We start from the raw sequence: 17,737 nt of genomic DNA, 5'->3' as shown, positions 1-17,737 counted from the left end.
CTACTGGCATTCTGCTTACCCGCCGAAGCTACCGCGGGCTTCACAAGAAATTCTGCGTCGCAGCATACTAAGTTTCGATCTGATACTCAATTTCTAAGCTGCGTGTTGAATAGTAGACTTATGTAACAGCTTTCCCGGCCTTTGCTCGTGCAGCAAAGACATGAAACCGCAACCTTTTATGCTCCAACGCTCTCTCATTATGAGATAAAACTCTTTGCCCAAATATTGACCAAGATCAAAAAACATCCGGCAGTGAACCGATATGCAGTAAGCTCGGAAAAGGAATCAAAGGTAGCCAGGTCAAAGCAAAATGAGCCAATTGACCAGCCGTCGCGCATTTTTGAGCGCCAGAACTCTTCGGGAGGACAGTAGCATTGTTCGCCCACCTGGATCAGCTATGTCTGGATTCCTTGACCAGTGCACCAAGTGCGGGGACTGTGTCGAAGCCTGCCCCGAGCATGTGATTTCATTTGGTCCGGACGGCTTTCCCGTACTGCAGCCTACCGATGGGCCATGCACCTTTTGCGGTGCCTGCGCCGAGTCCTGCCCTACCGATGCGCTGACTATCGAACGCGTATCCGAGTGGCCATGGCGCGCTTCGCTCGAGGCTTCATCTTGTCTGTCTGTCAACGGAGTAAGCTGCCGCATTTGCCAAGACAATTGCGAAGAACGCGCAATCAATTTCAAACTTCAATTAGGTGGCCGAGCCCAGCCTTCTCTGGATACCGACTTGTGTACTGGCTGCGGTTCTTGCGCGGCGCTGTGCCCAGTTGATGCGGTCAGTCTCAAACGCCAACCCAATCTTCAAACGGAAGCCCTCTCATGAACATCTGCGGTTGCCTTGTACATGTCGCCCCGGACCAGATCCGAGCCGCATCTCAGGCGATGAAAGGCACCTCCGGTGTCGAAGTGCACGCCGAAGCCGAAGACGGCCGTTTCGTCGTCGTTGTTGAAGACACACATGAACGCCTTGCGTCGGAAATCATCATGGATCTGCACCAGATCCCAGGAGTGATTTCGCTGACGCTGACTTATCACCATTTCGAGGATCTCGCGGAAAGCACTCCGCACCCCGATGCCCAAAGCCAAACCACCAGCCGGAGGCCCACGCTATGACTACATCAGAATCTCGCCGGACTTTTCTAAAGGCCTCAGCGGCCGCTGCCACTGCGTCCGCCGCAGGCATCCCTCTGGCCACCGGTCAGGCCAATGCGCAAGCAGGTGTTCCTGACATTCGCTGGGACAAAGCCGCCTGCCGGTTCTGCGGAACAGGCTGTTCTGTTCTGGTCGGCACCAAAGATGGACGAGTTGTGGCCACTCAAGGTGATCCGGACGCGCCCGTGAACCGCGGCCTCAACTGCATCAAGGGCTATTTCCTGTCCAAGATCATGTACGGCAAGGACCGCCTGACCACGCCACTGCTACGCAAATCAAACGGTGTTTATGACAAGAACGGTGAATTCGAACCCGTCAGTTGGGACGAAGCCTTCGACGTTATGGCTGAAAAGTGGAAAGAAGCGCTGGCCAAAAAAGGCCCGACTAGTGTCGGTATGTTCGGCTCGGGTCAGTGGACTATCTGGGAAGGCTACGCAGCCTCCAAACTGATGAAAGCTGGTTTCCGGTCGAACAACATCGACCCCAACGCGCGGCACTGCATGGCGTCCGCCGTTGTGGGGTTCATGCGCACCTTCGGCATTGATGAGCCGATGGGTTGTTATGACGATTTCGAACACGCGGACACATTCGTGCTGTGGGGCTCGAACATGGCCGAGATGCACCCGATCCTGTGGTCGCGTCTGACCGATACGCGTCTGACCAAGCCGGGATGCGAGGTCCACGTGCTGTCGACCTTCGAACACCGTTCGTTCGAACTGGCAGACAACGGCATCGTGTTTGAACCACAGACCGACCTTGCGATCCTTAACTACATCGCGAATTACATCATCCAGAACAACGCGGTGAACGAGTATTTCGTCAGGAACCACGTCAACATCACAAAGACCGCCACCGATATCGGCTATGGCCTGCGCGAGACCAACGCGCTGCAACAAGAGGCAGAGAACCCGAATTCTGGCGCGCTTGAGAGCATCAGCTTTGAAGAATACGCCGAAGCGGTAGCGCCCTATACGCTGGAATACACCTCGGAATTGTCGGGTGTTCCGGCGGATAAGCTCGAGAAGCTCGCCCAGCAATATGCGGACCCGACCCGTAAGGTTATGAGCCTTTGGACCATGGGCTTCAACCAGCACACCCGCGGATCTTGGGTGAACTCACTGATGTATAATGTGCATCTGCTGGTGGGTAAGATCTCCGAACCCGGCAACTCGCCTTTCTCGCTGACAGGACAGCCATCGGCTTGCGGAACTGCGCGTGAGGTTGGCACCTTTGCCCACCGTCTGCCCGCCGACATGGTGGTGGCAAATGATGAACACCGGGAAATCTGCGAAACCGCGTGGAACATCCCCGAAGGCACCATTCCGCCCAAACCCGGTTTCCATGCTGTGTTGCAACACCGCAAACTGAAAGATGGTGAGCTGAACGCCTATTGGGTGCAGTGCAACAACAACATGCAGGCCGCACCCAATATCAACGAAGAAGGCTATCCCGGTTATCGCAACCCCGAAAACTTCATCACTGTCTCTGATCCCTATCCGACAGTCACCGCCGTTTCTGCAGACCTAATCCTGCCCACCGCCATGTGGGTCGAGAAGGAAGGCGCTTATGGCAACGCCGAACGCCGCACCCAGTTCTGGCGGCAGCAAGTGCAAGCCCCGGGTGAGGCAAAGTCAGACCTGTGGCAGCTTATGGAATTTTCCAAACGCTTCACGGTCGAAGAAGTCTGGGGCGAAGAACTGCTGGCCAAGATGCCCGAGCATCGAGGCAAGACCATGTTCGACGTGCTCTATGCCAACGGTAAGGTGGATCAGTTCCCGCTGTCCGAAACGGCAGAAGGGTTCCACAATGACGACGCCGAACATTTCGGCTTCTATGTTCAGAAAGGTCTGTTCGAGGAATATGCAGATTTCGGGCGCGGCCATGCGCACGATTTGGCTCCGTTCGAAATGTACCATCAGGCACGCGGCATGCGTTGGCCGGTCGTGGACGGCAAGGAAACGCTGTACCGTTTCCGCGAAGGCTTTGACCCTTATGTTCCCGAAGGTGCTGGCGTAAAATTCTACGGCCACAAGGACGGCAAGGCCAAGATCATCTTTGCGCCTTACGAACCCGCCGCCGAGGAGCCGGATGAAGAATTTGATCTGTGGTTGTCCACGGGACGTGTGCTTGAACATTGGCACTCGGGTTCGATGACCCGCCGGGTGCCGGAGTTGCACCGCGCCTTCCCATCCGCTGTCGTCTACATGCATCCGCAGGACGCCAAGGATCGGGGCCTGCGCCGCGGGCAGGAGATCGTTCTGTCCACCCGCCGCGGCGAGGTCACCAGCCGGGTCGAAACCCGCGGACGCAACAAGGTGCCGCGCGGTTTGGTATTCATGCCGTGGTTCGACGAGCACCAGCTAACCAACAAGTTGACGCTGGACGCGACCTGCCCGTTGTCGAAAGAGACCGACTATAAAAAGTGCGCCTGCAAGGTCGAGCGCGCGTAACCGGCCTAAATCACAAAGGTAGTCCCCATGTCTCTGGCCGGTTCACCCCTTTCGCCGCAAAGGCGCCGTTTCCTGCAGGATTCGGCGCGCGCGGCAGGTGGCTGCGTGGTTGCCGGGTCATTGCTGGCCTGGTTGGCCCGCGATGCCCGCGCGTTGCCGGCTGAGGCCCTGCGACCACCCGGTGCTTTGCCAGAAGAGTCATTTCTGTCGGCCTGCATTCGCTGCGGGCTGTGCGTTCGGGACTGTCCTTACGACACATTGAAACTAGCCGAACTTGGGGTGGATGCCGTTGCAACCGGCACCCCCTACTTCACCGCACGAAACGTGCCGTGTGAGATGTGCGACGACATTCCTTGCGTCGCCGCCTGCCCCACAGGGGCGCTGGACCCGGGGCTGGACAATATAGACAACGCAAAAATGGGTGTGGCCGTTCTGGTCGATCAGGAAAATTGCCTGAACTTTCTCGGCTTGCGTTGCGACGTCTGCTATCGCGTTTGCCCTGTGATTGACGAGGCGATCACCCTAGAAACTGCTCATAATGAGCGATCCGGGCATCATGCGATGTTCATTCCAACCGTACATGCCGATCGCTGTACCGGTTGTGGCATGTGCGAGAAAAGCTGCGTTCTACCAGAAGCCGCGATCAAAGTCCTACCTGCGAGGTTGGCGCGTGGCAGTAGCGCGGATCACTACCGCAAAGGCTGGGAAGAGAAAGAGGCCAAGGGCGGCCCTCTTGTGGATGGCCTAATCGACCTGCCCGACCGCCTGCCAGGGCCGGGTACAGACAACCTGGCAACACCGGGCGGGTTTGCACCGTCGTATGATTTACCGGGGTCAGGACAATGAGCGCCCGGACCCATCTGCCCGCCGGCCAAGAGGCGATTGACACCAAAGGCTGGATAAGTGCGCACCGTTTCCTGCTACTGCGTCGAACTAGCCAACTGTTCTTTCTAGCCCTGTTCCTGTTGGGTCCGTGGTTTGGGATCTGGATCGTACAAGGTACTCTGGCTGGGTCACTGACGTTCGGCGTTTTACCTCTGACCGATCCGTTTGTTCTACTACAGAGTGTTGTCGCGGGGCATTGGCCCGAACTGACCGCGCTAATCGGTGGGCTCATCGTACTTGTCGCCTATGCGCTGATCGGTGGGCGCGTCTATTGTTCTTGGGTTTGCCCAATCAACCCGGTGACGGACGCGGCCAACTGGCTACATCGGCGCCTGGACTTGCCCAAGGGTTGGCAACCTAAACGCGGCACCCGCCTGTGGATTCTTGCAACCGTATTGGTCGTCTCCGGAATAACTGGCGTGATCGCGTGGGAGTTGGTCAACCCGATCACCATGCTGCATCGCGGGTTGATATTCGGAGTAGGTTTCGTTTGGGCCATGATCGCTGCGATTTTCATCTTTGACCTGCTTGTCTCGCGTCATGGATGGTGCGGGCACGTCTGCCCGGTCGGGGCATTCTATGGCCTGATCGGCAGCAAAAGCCTGCTGCGAGTCAGTGCATCCAACCGCGCCGCGTGTGACGATTGCATGGATTGCTACGCAGTCTGCCCCGAAAACCAGGTCATTTCCCCAGCGCTCAAGGGAAAGCCCGGCTCGACACCGCTGATACTGTCTGCGGATTGCACCAATTGCGGCCGTTGCATCGATGTGTGCGCCGTTGATGTCTTCAAGTTTACTCACCGGTTCGACGACCACGTCGCCGTACCTTCCGATCCAGTTCCCGCGCCCGAACGGCGCGAAGCCAGACCTATTTAAGGGAGTGCCAAGATGAAAAGATCAATCGTGACAGGCGGAATTGCCCTGATACCCGTTTTGCTCCTGAGCGGGTTCGCCCTTGCCCAGTCGGCTCAGGTGGAAAGCCTTCGGGGGGCAGAAGTAGATGAGCCCATTCCGCTCGATCAGATACATAAGAATGTCGAGGGGCGAATGCAGCGTAACTACCGCCAGCAACCACCGTTGATCCCCCATTCGATCGAACAGTACCAAATCGATGTCCGCACCAACCAATGCCTCTCCTGTCACGACTGGACCAAAGCCGGGGAGCGTAACGCGCCGACCCTGTCGATGACCCATTATCTGGACCGTGACGGCAACGAGTTGGATCACATCGCTGGAACCCGATATTTCTGCAACCAGTGCCACGTACCACAAGCAGATGCACCCGCGTTGGTCGACAACGTATTTGAACCCTCGTCCGGCAACTAATCCAACGCATATCTGAAAGGAGCACCGACATGGCAGACTCCCCCGAAAATCGCGGATGGATAGGCCGCATCTGGAACGCAATCTGGACACCGGCTGTCATGTTCAGCTCGGGCTTTCTGATATTGGCAGGTTTCCTGGCCGGTATCCTGTTCTGGGGCGGGTTCCACTGGACACTGGAACTAACCAACACCGAGGAATTCTGTACCTCGTGTCACACGATGGAAACCAATCTGGGTGAGTACCGCGAGACGATCCACTACAACAACCACTCAGGTGTGCGGGCTATTTGCTCCGACTGCCACGTTCCCCATGAGTGGAACCACAAAATCAAGGCCAAAATTATGGCGGTCAAAGACATTTATCACGAACTGGCCGGCACCATCAGCACACCCGAAAAATACGAAGAACATCGGTTGAGCATGGCCTCTGCAGTCTGGAAAAAGATGAAGGCCTCGGACAGCCGTGAGTGCCGCAATTGTCACAATTTCGACTATATGGACTTCACTATTCAGGAAGCCCGCGCAGCCTCTGAACACCAGCGCGCGATCGACAACAACATGACCTGTATCGACTGTCACCAAGGCATCGCACACAGCCTACCGCCGGGATACCTGGAAGAGTACCAAAAGGTAACCGATACACTGGCCAGTGAGTCCTCTGGAACCCACCAGCAGCAGGTCGCTGACGGCAGCAACGAAATCCGGTCGTATCTGACCACGCAAGCCGAGTAATAAGGGGTTAGACATGCTGGAACTTCTTGGAACAATCGGAGCCAACGTCATTAGCCTCCCGGGCATCCTCGGCCTAGCTTTGGGAATGATGACACGGCGTCTTTGGTTGGGTGCCGCAATGGGTGGTGCAGTTGGTATCTTCGAAACGCTTATCTTCGCTCATTGGAACTTTGCCAATGTCGAAACCGTTGAGCTTTTGATTGCCGTCGTCGTTGGACTATGCGCAGGTACTTTGGGGTCAGCCATTCGCATCAAAGGGGCGACAGCTTAAGTCAGAAAACCTCTGGCTGGCTAATCTGTTGTGCAACTCGTCAGCAAGACAGAAAGAAGCTCACACACAACGATCAGGTGGGGCCCAATGCCCCACCAGTTTCAGTCTACTCAGAGAGCTATTAGATCCTGTTCCCTGAATCAGGTCTGCTCTTTCGAAGGTTCGATCTGCTCAAAAATTGCAGAGCAAATTTGTTTCATCTCCAGCGCGAAGAAGTTCTTCGCTGATTTCTGGTTCGGGTGGTACGGGTCTTTGACCATTCCATCTTTGTTCAAACGGAAATAGCTTTTGTTTCCCTGATTTGCCGCAACGGTTTCAGGCGTCGCGCCAGGCACGAAGGAACATCGCAAGCCGGTTGTTTTAAAGGCGTCCATAAGGGTTCGTTGCGCGCGCAGTCGCAGTTCAACGATCTTCTTTTTGTAAGCTGGCGCTGTCGTCATGAAGATACATGGGGTTTCCGGTGGAAGCTGCGCCATCAGACGTTCAACATCCCGAAACGCAGACTGAGGGTTGTTGGCCCAACGTTTCGCGGAATTCCCCAGAAAAGACATGAGAATTAGTTTCGGATCATAATATCCATCGCTCAACATCGCTTCGAGAGGGGACTTTTTTGGCGCGCAAAACTGATATTCTTCACCCTTGCCAATTTGTACGTATTTATTGCCGGTCTGGTTGATAAAGCCGTAGGTTCCGGCGTTAACTTTCCACTTAGGATCAACTTTGCAGATCGTGTCTTTGGCAGCGCCGGACCGTGCCGTCCACGAGTCGATAGAACTGGAGCGCACACCGATGACACCCACACGCATCTGACCCAATCTTTGAAGATTTTTCTTCTGCCGAGCGTTTGGATGGCAGTTACTTTTGATGTCACTGAAAAACTCTAGGAATGCCGGCCCCGAGCCAAATGAGATTTGACTATCACCAATGATTAGAATTTCGGGTGAGTCAAAGCCCTCTGCATTGACGGACGATCCAAGCAGTATGGATGCTACGACCAAGGCCAGGGTTTTCTTCACTAGTTGCATGATCCTAAGCGCCTCCTATTCCAAAGCCTTGAACACAGCGTCGCAAAGCGCAGGAGTGTTTATGTTCAGAAACTCACGGATGGCAGCCGGACTTGGATGATGTGGGTCTTTAACGCGCCCCGCATCGTTGCGGCGAAAGTACTTTGGTTTACCTTCAATTGCTTGCCGCGTGTCTGCATTGAAACCTTCAACCACTAGACAACGGGATCCCGCACGCTCAAACGCTCGAGCGATTTCAGTTTGGGCCTTCATGCGCTGATCGTTGGTTTCTTTAAGATATACCGGTGCGCTGGATACAAACACGCACGGGACGTCAGTGGGTATTTGGGCAACCGTGCGCTGTGCGTCCTGATCTGCGGCATCACGCGAGCTTGCCCACCGGTCAACTGAGTTACCAAGAAATGTCAGTACCAACAAATTGGGCTTGTAATATCCGTCACCAAACATTGCCTCGAACGCGGTTTGGTTCGGTTTGCAGAATTGATAGGCTTCGCCCTGTCCGATCTGGACGAACACACGCTCGAGGTTGCCTTCGATTCCGTAAGCTCCAGCGTTCACACCGTATTTTTTGTCGACATCGCAAATCGCTCCCTTCGCTGCACCACTTACAGATGTCCAAGACTGGAGCGATGTAGAGCGCACACCGATTGCTGCAGTCTCACGCGTTCCGAGTTTCTTTAGCGCCTTTATTCTTTCGGGCGTCATCTGACATTTTTCGGGTAACCGCGTGAAAAACTGCAGGTATTCTTTGCCCGCCCCAAAAGAGATCTGACTATCGCCCAATACCAAAATATTGGGCTGAGCTGCGGCAGGGATGGCTGATCCAATCAACGTCGCTACAGCCCAGCCAAACAAAGCAGAGACAGTCTTTTTCCTCACATGGCCACCATCGTTTCAACCTACCGGACCGATAGCCCCGGCCCATTCACGGCAGAATGCGTTAGGGCCTCGTAAAATGCTAAACAACAGATCGTTAGCAATTATTACGCGGTAGCCGTCTTTGTTTTCGCCCTTAGCCCCGACCGCGATATGGCGGCACGCCCTGATCCGGGATCCAAACATGTTCTGGCGTGGCACCAGTTTGCCAAAACACGTCAATGGGAATGCCGCCCCGAGGATACCAATACCCACCGATCCGAAGCCAGCGAGGTGACAGAAACTCTACCAGGCGACGCGCGATCGACACGGTGCAGTCTTCGTGGAACGCGCCGTGATTGCGGAACGAGCCTAAGAAAAGTTTCAAAGACTTGGATTCCACTAGCCAATCGCCTGGAACGTAGTCGATTACCAAATGGGCAAAGTCGGGTTGCCCCGTCATTGGACAGAGTGACGTGAATTCCGGAGCAGTAAAACGGACGCAATAATCAATATCGGCTTGAGGGTTTTGCACGCGCTCCAATTCGGCCTTTTCGGGCGACGCTGGTAGTTCGGTTTTCCCACCCAACTGGGTCAGGTCACTGTAGATCGTTTCCATGTCTTACTCCTTTTGAGGCCTCAGACCCCACGTTTGTTGCCCCATAGAAGAACGTGCAGTTGTGGTAGCACTCGCGGCGTGAACCAGCCGTCGGCGGTCACTTTCTCAACTAACCACAACAATCTGTCCGACAGGGTTTGAGGATCGACCGGCAGATCCGGGTCGACTTCGGCGTTTCCGGGCTGAAGGTATAACGGCAGCGAAGGATATTGCTCCTCTACTGCGCGCGCCCAATCGTAATCAACGTCATCAAAGATCACGATTTTCAGAACAATTTTTGGGCTGCCCTTTGCCGCGTCAATACAAGATTTGAACGCGGCCCAATCCACGGTTTCACCGCTGCTCGGCGGCTTTGGGCTCAACACCAGTGTATCGAGACCCGAGAACCAAGGCTTTGCAATCGAACCCTGAGTTTCGCAGGCAAAGCGATACCCGTCGCGCCGCCCCAATGAGATGAGCCCACTGAAGTCCTGAATTGCAGGGTTCCCCCCGGACAAAGAAACGGTCAAAGGCCGCCCGCCTGAAAGATCACGCACCTGATCCCAAACCTCATCAGAGGACATACCAGTCCAATCATGGCGATAGGCAGCGTCCACGGCATGCAGACTATCACACCAACTGCATCGGTAATCGCAACCTCCTGAGCGGACAAATACGGTTGGTTCACCGATCAGCGCGCCTTCGCCCTGAATCGTGGGGCCGAAAATCTCGGCGATACGCAATCGAGTCATGGCCGGTACTCAGCCCAAGTTTTCGGTGTTTCGCTTACTTTTACAGCGGTTGTTTCCGGCCAGCGGGCAGCACACCACTCATAAAAGTGGCGGGCCATGTTTTCGGCGGTCGTGAGTATGTTCATCACATCGTTCAGATGCCGGTGATCAAACGTGTCATCGATGTAGGCCTTAAGAGGCTTCAACTCGCCGTAATCTCTTACAAACCCGTCATCGTTCAAATCTGGCGACGCCAGTTCGACAACTACCACGTAGTTATGCCCATGCATCCGCGCACATTGGTGATCGGATGGTAAATGCGTCAGTTGATGCGAGGCCGAAAAATGGAACTCTTTGGTAATTCGGTACATCAGGCCGTTTCCTTCTGTGCCGTTGCCGCAATCCAGAATTCAGGATCTTCGTAAACTGTCGGATCGAAAACACCTGCTAGATGGAATGCCTCACGCCGTTCGACACAGGTTCCGCAACGTCCGCAATGATGTTCTCCGCCCTTGTAGCAAGACCATGTCTGAGCAAACGGCGTGTCACAGCGAGCACCCTCGGTTACGATGTCGGCCTTGCTGCGATGAACAAACGGAGTGAACAGCGACACATCAGCGTATCCGTCCAACGCATGCTTCTGCATCTTTTCGAATGCATCAGTAAAAGTGGGACGACAATCGGGATAGATAAAGTGATCTCCCCCGTGGACGGCTGTAGCGACCGCATTATCCCCACGGGCTGCAGCCGCGCCAAAGGCGACACTCAGCATGATGGCATTACGATTGGGGACAACGGTCACTCGCATGCTGCCTTCGGCATAGTGTCCGTCCGGAACATCCACATCGTCGGTCAAAGCCGAACCTGTCAGTACTGCCCCAACAGGGCGTAGGTCGATGATGTCATGCGGGACATTCAAACGGCGGGCACATTCCGCGGCATAGTCCAGCTCTTTGCGGTGACGCTGTCCATAGTCAAAGGAAATCAGGCCCGTCAGCTGGTGATCTCGCGCAACCATATGCGCCAGCGACACGGAATCCAGCCCGCCCGAGCAGATTACGATCGTTTTCATTTTTTGAACCCTTGTTTTGTTACCCGGGTAGGCTGCGACCGGGATGCGCCCTGTTATACCGGGCACCAACGCCTGCCAAGACCCATTCCGAATGATCGGGTTCACAAAGTGGGCAGTAATGGCTCTGGGCAGTTGAGAAAGGCCCCTCCGATGATCGGAAGGGCCTGTGTATTTTTTTCAGGCTTCAGGCAATCTCGGTCTGAACATCCACATTGCCCCGAACCGCGTTCGAATAGGGGCAAATTTTATGAGCTTCTTCTGTAAGGCGCTCGGCATCTGCCTGTTCCACGCCAGGCAGAGTGACTTTCAGCGATACAGTAAGTCCAAACCCGCCAGCATCACGCGGACCAATGCCGACAGCCGCCTCAACTTTCACGTCGCCAGGAACCTTAGGCAAGCTGCTATCCTGCGAAGACGCGAACTGCATCGCGCCGATATAGCAGGCAGAATAGCCAACGGCGAACAGCTGCTCGGGGTTATTCCCTTTTCCGTTGCCGCCCATCTCTGTCGGAGTGGCTAGGTTCAGAACCACATCAGAACCTTCAATCGTGCCTTTGCCGTCGCGACCACCGGTTGCCGTACCGTGGGCGGTGTAAATGGGGGATACAGTCATTTCGCGCTCCTATTTCGTGTGCGATTAAATCGTGCACGACTATTTAGTATACCCAAGCTCCGGCGTCAATACCTTGCGATATAATCGCGCACGACTTAAGTTGTATTCATGACAAATCACGCCCTGCCATTGAACCAACAATTATGCTTCGCGCTATATTCTGCGAACAACGCAATGGGTCGCCTGTATCGTCCGATGCTGGCCGAGCTCGGACTGACCTACCCACAATACCTTGTGTTGCTTGCACTGTGGGAGAAGGACGAACGCTCAGTCAGCGAGTTGGGCGATTCACTGGCTTTAGAAAGCAATACTCTTACGCCCCTGCTGAAACGCATGGAGAGTTCAGAGCTGTTGAAGCGCGTACGCAATCCAAGTGACGAGCGAAGCGTTACGATCTCATTGACCACCAAAGGACGAAATCTTGAAGCCAAGGCATATGAGATCGGCCTTTGTATTAGTCGTGCTGCGGGTGAGAATGAAATCAACCTGGCCGAACTACGCGATCAGATATTTGAACTGGCCGAGCGTTTGCGATCCGGCGCGTCATAAGAATGCATCCCCGGCACGAAAAATGCCAGGGATGCAGTTGATCTAGTCTCGGCGACCTATGCGCCTACGTTGACAACCATTTTTCCGAAATTGCCGCCGTTCAACAACTGGTTCAACGCCGCCGGAGCGTTCTCCAACCCTTCAACCATGTGCTCTTTGTACTTGATCGAGCCGTCCTGAATCCAACCCATCATATCGCGGCGGAACTCCTCATAGACGTCACGTGTGAAGCTATCGAAAATGATAAAGCCCTGCATCTTGACCTTCATGCGCAGCAAGGTGCCCATGATAACTGGCCCCATGTCCGGACCTTCCGGAAGACCCGGAAGATTGTACCATGCAACAACCCCACAAACGGGCATGCGTGCAAACGGATTGAGCAGAGGCAGAACGGCGTACAGCACCTTGCCGCCGACATTTTCGAAATAAACATCGATGCCGTCGGGGCAAGCGCTCTTTAGTTGCTCAGCAAAGTCCGGAGCCCGATGGTCAATGCAGGCGTCAAATCCGAGATTTTCAACGATGTGCGCACATTTCTCGGCCCCACCCGCGACACCTACAACGCGGCACCCCTTTAGCTTGGCGATCTGCCCTACAGTCGCTCCGACGGGACCCGCTGCGGCAGCGACAACCACGGTTTCTCCTGGCTTGGGTTCGCCAATTTTCAACAAACCAGCATAGGCGGTGTAGCCCGGCATCCCCAGAATCCCAAGCGCCCAAGAAGGGTTTTGCGGATCCTTACCCAAGTTTATGACTTCGGTCCCATCCGACACTGCGTAATCCTGCCATCCACTACCAGACAGAACGTAGTCGCCGGCCTCGTAGCCATCCAAGTTGGACGAAACGACCTGTCCAACAACCTGTGCTGTCATCACACCGCCAATAGCTACTGGCTCGGCATAAGATTTGGCATCGTTCATGCGACCACGCATGTACGGGTCCAACGACAAGTAAACGGTACGGACCAGCATTTCATTCGGACCGGGTGTAGGAACTTCAGTCTCGTCCATACGTAGTGTGTTGGAATCCGGCTCGCCCTGGGGACGTTCATTCAAGACGATCTGACGGTTAATCTCGGTGGATTGCGGCATGTGTAAGGTCCTTAGAATGCGGTTGTTCCGATAGGCTTATTCGGGGATCGAATTCGTGCGCTTATATGCCACGAATTGCAACCGAGATATTCAGGACCTTGCGGCATTTCCACCCCGGAGCGCGAAACCGCGGAAAAGAAAAACACCGGACAATCTCTTGCCCGGTGTTCTGTGCTTCAGCTTTGACATGAAATCAGGCGTGAAGGTCCTGCGTCATGCGCGTTCCGTCGGTTGCCGTTGTCTGTACTGACAATGGAGTGGCCGACGGATCCTCGTTCAAGGATTTGATCAGGCCCCAGACCATTGCGATCAAGACAAACGAGATTGGGAAGGCTGCGGCGATCGAAGCGGTTTGTAGTGCCCCAAGTCCACCAGCCATCAGCAGCGCAATAGCCGTGGCGCCTATCCCTGTTCCCCAAATGATGCGGAACTTTTTAGGCGGGTTGTCATCGCCCATGGACAGCATGGTCGTGATAACCAGCGTGCCCGAGTCCGCTGACGTCACGAACCAAGAGAAAAGCAACAGTGTCGCCAAGGCGGACATTGGCCAGCCGAGCCAGTCCATGTCACCCATCCAAGAGGTCGCCCCCAAGTTGCCGATCGTGCCGTAGAGCGCCGCAGGCAGATCCCAATTGCGCACTGTTTGGATGACGCCGGCACCGCCCTCGGCGCCCGGGCCACCGGCCATGTGCAGCTCTTGCCAGATCGCGTTGCCACCGAACATGCAAAGCCAGAAGAACACAATCGCAGTTGGGACGAAAAGAACACCCAGCATGAACTCACGAATGGTACGTCCCCGCGAAATCCGCGCGATGAACATGCCAACCATAGGAGCCCAAGCAATCCACCACCCCCAGTAGAAGATGGTCCAGCCACCTTGCCATGCAACATTCTCTTCTGAAGTGGCAGTCCAGAAACCCATCGGGATGAAGTTCCACAGGTAGTCACCCATCGACGTCACGAAGAACCCCATGAGCCACTGGAATGGTCCGGCGAATACGAATAGCGCCAAGAGGACAGCCGACAGCCAAATGTTCCATTCGGAAATCATCCGGATACCTTTGCCTACACCCGATACCGTCGACACGATTGCAATGATGCTAACGAGAACGATCAGCCCGATCTGCAAAGCCAAAGACGGCTCGATCCCGAACAGAACATTCAAGCCTGCAACCATTTGGCTGGACCCCAGGCCCAGAGAGGTTGCAATACCGAAGACCGAACCAAACACCGCCAGCAGATCAACTGCGTGACCCCAAGGCCCATAGATACGCTCGCCCAGTACCGGATAAAGCGCAGAGCGCATTGTCAGCGGCAGTTTCTTACGAAAGCCGAAATAGGCAAGGCTAAGACCGACGAGGACATAGAACGCCCAGCCATGAAACCCCCAGTGGAAGAAAGTCACGCGCATCGCATCCACGGCGCGCTGCATGTTCATCTCAGTGTGACCCTGCAGGTCCGCGTGCGGGTTGTTTGGGTATCCCCAAGCTTCTGAATTATCGAAGTAGAAGATTGGCTCGGCCACACCAAAAAACAGAATGCCAATCCCGATCCCTGCCGAAAATAGCATCGCAAACCAGCTGAAGTTGCTGAATTCAGGACGTGAATCGTCATCACCCAGACGGATGTTCCCGTGTTTTGAGAACATCAGCCAGAAGCAGATGAAAATCCCGATGGAAAACAGCGTGATGTAGTAGAAACTCAGGCCGTTTTCGATCCAGCTGCGGATGGACTTGTACAATCCACCGGCGAACTCGACGTTCATAACCGTGAAGATTACGAAAGCCGCAATCATGCCCTTGGCAGCAATGCTCATTCCCGGGTGGAGACCGGTAAAGAAACCGCTCTGTGCCACCAAGTGGGAATTGTTGTTGTCATCCGACATATTTTCCTCCCTATCCGAAAATTCAGATGTTGTTTCGATTACGTCCCCAAAAATGGCGGATCGAAGCCCTTACAGGTCGACCCGCCAGTAGTTGCCGCCTCTAAATCGGGGAGAGGTAGAGGCGACACATGCGTTTTCAGCCCCTTTGCCCCACATGGCGGCCGACCCCTTGGGGTGCGGACAACTTGGCGTGTTCTTGGGTAAAGGCAGCGAGTTTTTCGGCCACAGCTTCGGTTGGCAGTGACGTCTTGCGCGCGTTCAGATCCATGTGGATCAGCATCGTTTCAACAGTCGCTGCAAGTTGGCCTTTGTCGCCATAAAGTCGGTGGAACAGTTGCATCTTTTTGCCGTCGCCGCGCAGTACGTGCGTGGTGACTTTTAGCCGATCTCCTGCGTGCAGCTCGTCCAGAAACTGCATATGGTTTTCGACCGTAAAATAACTATTCCCCGCTGCGACATAATCGGCATCTGCGCCGATCATCTCCATGAACCGGTCAGTCGCCTGCGCAGAAGCCTCGAGGTAATGGGCTTCGTTCATATGACCGTTATAGTCCGTCCAGCTTTGGGGGATCGCGCGATCTACAGTGACGGGCAAATCCTCGACCGAAGGCTCAGGCAGGGTTGCTTCGTGCGCGTTAAGGACGCCACCAGCGCCGCTGTTGGTTTTCTTTAATGCGCGCATCATGCCGATTAGGTTGTCGTCACGCAGACGTTCAAGCTCGCGGATCGACATGTGGCCGGATTGCGCATCCGACTGCCCGGCAATCAGGTCAACCAGTTCATCGGTGAATTCGGGCACATCCATTAGCTTGGTCCATGGCCACTGCAAAGCCGGGCCAAACTGCGCCATGAAATGCTTCATGCCCGCCTCGCCCCCGGCGATCCTGTAGGTCTCGAACAGACCCATCTGCGCCCAACGCAGGCCAAAGCCCATGCGGATGACTTCGTCCAACTCTTCGGTAGTGCAGATCCCGTCTTTGATCAGCCACAGACCTTCGCGCCAGACAGCTTCCAGCAGACGGTCGCCGATATGGGCATCGATCTCTTTACGGACTGTCAGCGGGTACATCCCGATCGAGCGCAGAACGTCCGACGCCTTAGCGCAGGTGTCCGCGTCACCAACCAGTTCGACCAGCGGCAGCAGGTATACAGGGTTGAACGGGTGCGCAACGACAACACGACCGCCGTGCTCGTTCAATTCGGACGGTTTGAACCCCGAGGTCGAGGATCCGATCACCGCATCTGCGGGTGTCAGTTCGTCGATCTGCGCATGGATTTTATGCTTCAGGTCCAGACGTTCAGGCACACTTTCCTGAACCCATGCGGCACCGGCCAGTGCCTCACCCATGTCGTCATGAAAGGTAAGAGTGCCTTCGGTAGGCATCGCCTTGTCGTAGAGCGCAGGCAGGGCGCGGCGCGCGTTGGCCAGCACTTCGCCGATCTTACGTTCCGCTTCGGGGTCCGGGTCAAAAACCGATACGTTCCAGCCGTTCAGAAGGAACCGGGCAACCCAGCCCCCGCCGATTACGCCACCGCCGACGATAGTTGCTTTTAGTGTGGCACTCATGCTGCGACACCATTTGCAACGGGTGCGCGCTTGGTCAGGCCCAGCTTTTCGCGAACGGCCTCGGGTCCGATGATCTTGGCGCCCATGTTCTCGATCACAGTCACGGCGCGCTCAACCAACTGTGCGTTGGTGGCCAGAACGCCCTTGTCCAGGAACAAGTTGTCTTCCAGACCGACGCGGACGTTACCGCCTGCCAGAACCGACTGCGCGGCATAAGGCATTTGATCACGGCCCAGCGAGAAGGCCGACCACGTCCAATCGGACGGCACATTGTTGACCATCGCCATAAAGGTGTTGATGTCGTTCGGGGCACCCCACGGCACGCCCATGCACAGCTGAACAAGCGCGTTGGGCTCTAGGATACCTTCTTTCACCAGCTGCTTTGCGAACCACAGGTGGCCGGTGTCGAACGCTTCGATTTCCGGCTTCACGCCCAGGTCGGTCATCATCTGACCCATCGCCCGCAGCATGCCGGGGGTGTTGGTCATGACGTAGTCGGCCTCGGCAAAGTTCATGGTGCCGCAGTCCAAGGTGCAGATCTCGGGCAGGCATTCAGCGATGTGCGCCACCCGCTCGGTCGCGCCGATCATATCAGTCGCTGCCTCGTTTACCGGGAACGGGTTCTCGGTCGAGCCGAACACGATATCACCGCCCATGCCGGCGGTTAGGTTCAGAACCACGTCCACCTCGGCGTCACGAACACGGTCGGTCAGCTCACGATACAGGCCCAGATCGCGCGACGGCGCACCGGTTTCAGGATCGCGCACGTGGCAGTGCACTACGGCGGCACCCGCTTTGGCCGCGTCGATGGCCGAGTTTGCGATTTGCTCGGGCGAGCGCGGAACATGCGGAGATTTATCCTGAGTACCGCCCGAACCGGTAACAGCGCAGGTGATGAAAACTTCGCGATTCATTGCGAGAGGCATGATTGGTA

At 55.5% G+C, this 17,737-nt stretch carries 20 protein-coding genes; 9 read left to right on the top strand and 11 right to left on the bottom strand.

Features of this window, described 5'->3' with window-relative positions; translation table 11 throughout:
• Positions 1-310 precede the first annotated feature (310 nt).
• The 8 genes from napF to ACR0EO_RS14975 are packed head-to-tail and all read left to right on the top strand — an operon-like array spanning position 311 to position 6,817.
• Positions 311-826 (top strand): ferredoxin-type protein NapF, encoded by a 516-nt coding sequence (napF, locus tag ACR0EO_RS15010; RefSeq protein WP_480691306.1) that lies wholly within the window; start codon positions 311-313, stop codon positions 824-826.
• Entirely contained in the window at positions 823-1,116 is a 294-nt protein-coding gene (locus tag ACR0EO_RS15005; RefSeq protein ID WP_480691305.1) for a chaperone NapD, read from the top strand. Before napF ends, ACR0EO_RS15005 begins: the two co-directional genes overlap by 4 nt.
• Positions 1,113-3,605, top strand: a complete 2,493-nt coding sequence (napA, locus tag ACR0EO_RS15000; protein ID WP_480691304.1) for a nitrate reductase catalytic subunit NapA — start codon at positions 1,113-1,115, stop codon at positions 3,603-3,605. Before ACR0EO_RS15005 ends, napA begins: the two co-directional genes overlap by 4 nt.
• A gap of 27 nt (positions 3,606-3,632) precedes the next feature.
• A complete protein-coding gene (gene napG, locus ACR0EO_RS14995; protein ID WP_480691303.1) occupies positions 3,633-4,451 on the top strand; it encodes a ferredoxin-type protein NapG in 819 nt (272 codons plus the stop codon).
• Positions 4,448-5,365 carry a quinol dehydrogenase ferredoxin subunit NapH gene (gene napH / locus ACR0EO_RS14990; RefSeq protein WP_480691302.1) on the top strand — a complete coding sequence of 306 codons (918 nt, stop codon included), beginning with the start codon at positions 4,448-4,450 and terminating at the stop codon, positions 5,363-5,365. Before napG ends, napH begins: the two co-directional genes overlap by 4 nt.
• A gap of 12 nt (positions 5,366-5,377) precedes the next feature.
• Positions 5,378-5,815 (top strand): nitrate reductase cytochrome c-type subunit, encoded by a 438-nt coding sequence (locus ACR0EO_RS14985; protein WP_480691301.1) that lies wholly within the window; start codon positions 5,378-5,380, stop codon positions 5,813-5,815.
• Between the two features lie 29 nt (positions 5,816-5,844).
• Positions 5,845-6,546 carry a NapC/NirT family cytochrome c gene (locus tag ACR0EO_RS14980; protein WP_480691300.1) on the top strand — a complete coding sequence of 234 codons (702 nt, stop codon included), beginning with the start codon at positions 5,845-5,847 and terminating at the stop codon, positions 6,544-6,546.
• Between the two features lie 13 nt (positions 6,547-6,559).
• A complete protein-coding gene (locus ACR0EO_RS14975; protein ID WP_480691299.1) occupies positions 6,560-6,817 on the top strand; it encodes a hypothetical protein in 258 nt (85 codons plus the stop codon).
• A 140-nt stretch (positions 6,818-6,957) separates the two neighbouring features.
• Here ACR0EO_RS14975 and ACR0EO_RS14970 read toward each other — a convergent pair whose 3' ends face one another.
• The 7 genes from ACR0EO_RS14970 to ACR0EO_RS14940 form a co-directional block, all read right to left on the bottom strand.
• Positions 6,958-7,842, bottom strand: coding sequence for an SGNH/GDSL hydrolase family protein (locus tag ACR0EO_RS14970; protein WP_480691298.1), 885 nt, complete (start codon positions 7,840-7,842; stop codon positions 6,958-6,960).
• Positions 7,843-7,857: 15 nt separating this feature from the next.
• Positions 7,858-8,721 carry an SGNH/GDSL hydrolase family protein gene (locus tag ACR0EO_RS14965; RefSeq protein ID WP_480691297.1) on the bottom strand — a complete coding sequence of 288 codons (864 nt, stop codon included), beginning with the start codon at positions 8,719-8,721 and terminating at the stop codon, positions 7,858-7,860.
• 133 nt (positions 8,722-8,854) lie between these two features.
• A complete protein-coding gene (queF, locus tag ACR0EO_RS14960) occupies positions 8,855-9,316 on the bottom strand; it encodes a preQ(1) synthase (protein ID WP_480691295.1) in 462 nt (153 codons plus the stop codon).
• Positions 9,317-9,336: 20 nt separating this feature from the next.
• Entirely contained in the window at positions 9,337-10,047 is a 711-nt protein-coding gene (gene queE, locus ACR0EO_RS14955; RefSeq protein WP_480691293.1) for a 7-carboxy-7-deazaguanine synthase QueE, read from the bottom strand.
• Entirely contained in the window at positions 10,044-10,397 is a 354-nt protein-coding gene (gene queD / locus ACR0EO_RS14950; protein ID WP_480691291.1) for a 6-carboxytetrahydropterin synthase QueD, read from the bottom strand. The genes queE and queD overlap by 4 nt, the downstream gene beginning before the upstream one ends.
• Positions 10,397-11,098 (bottom strand): 7-cyano-7-deazaguanine synthase QueC, encoded by a 702-nt coding sequence (gene queC, locus ACR0EO_RS14945; protein WP_480691289.1) that lies wholly within the window; start codon positions 11,096-11,098, stop codon positions 10,397-10,399. Before queC ends, queD begins: the two co-directional genes overlap by 1 nt.
• A 184-nt stretch (positions 11,099-11,282) precedes the next feature.
• A complete protein-coding gene (locus tag ACR0EO_RS14940; protein ID WP_480691287.1) occupies positions 11,283-11,711 on the bottom strand; it encodes an organic hydroperoxide resistance protein in 429 nt (142 codons plus the stop codon).
• Positions 11,712-11,819: 108 nt separating this feature from the next.
• On the opposite strand from ACR0EO_RS14940, the gene ACR0EO_RS14935 reads away from it, so the two are divergent.
• Positions 11,820-12,260, top strand: a complete 441-nt coding sequence (locus tag ACR0EO_RS14935; protein WP_480691285.1) for a MarR family winged helix-turn-helix transcriptional regulator — start codon at positions 11,820-11,822, stop codon at positions 12,258-12,260.
• A gap of 56 nt (positions 12,261-12,316) precedes the next feature.
• On the opposite strand, the gene ACR0EO_RS14930 is transcribed toward ACR0EO_RS14935, so the two are convergent.
• The 4 genes from ACR0EO_RS14930 to bcoG form a co-directional block, all read right to left on the bottom strand.
• Positions 12,317-13,351, bottom strand: a complete 1,035-nt coding sequence (locus ACR0EO_RS14930; protein WP_480691283.1) for an NADP-dependent oxidoreductase — start codon at positions 13,349-13,351, stop codon at positions 12,317-12,319.
• Between the two features lie 193 nt (positions 13,352-13,544).
• The gene (locus ACR0EO_RS14925; protein WP_480691281.1) at positions 13,545-15,236 is read right to left on the bottom strand and encodes a BCCT family transporter; all 1,692 of its coding nucleotides are present in this window, start codon (positions 15,234-15,236) and stop codon (positions 13,545-13,547) included.
• 136 nt (positions 15,237-15,372) lie between these two features.
• Entirely contained in the window at positions 15,373-16,803 is a 1,431-nt protein-coding gene (locus ACR0EO_RS14920) for a carnitine 3-dehydrogenase (RefSeq protein ID WP_480691279.1), read from the bottom strand.
• Entirely contained in the window at positions 16,800-17,729 is a 930-nt protein-coding gene (gene bcoG / locus ACR0EO_RS14915) for a 3-dehydrocarnitine:acetyl-CoA trimethylamine transferase BcoG (protein ID WP_480691277.1), read from the bottom strand. Before bcoG ends, ACR0EO_RS14920 begins: the two co-directional genes overlap by 4 nt.
• Positions 17,730-17,737 lie beyond the last annotated feature (8 nt).

The sequence above is a fragment of the Ruegeria sp. BE9 genome (assembly GCF_056538765.1).
This window is presented reverse-complemented; position numbering and strand designations above follow the sequence as displayed.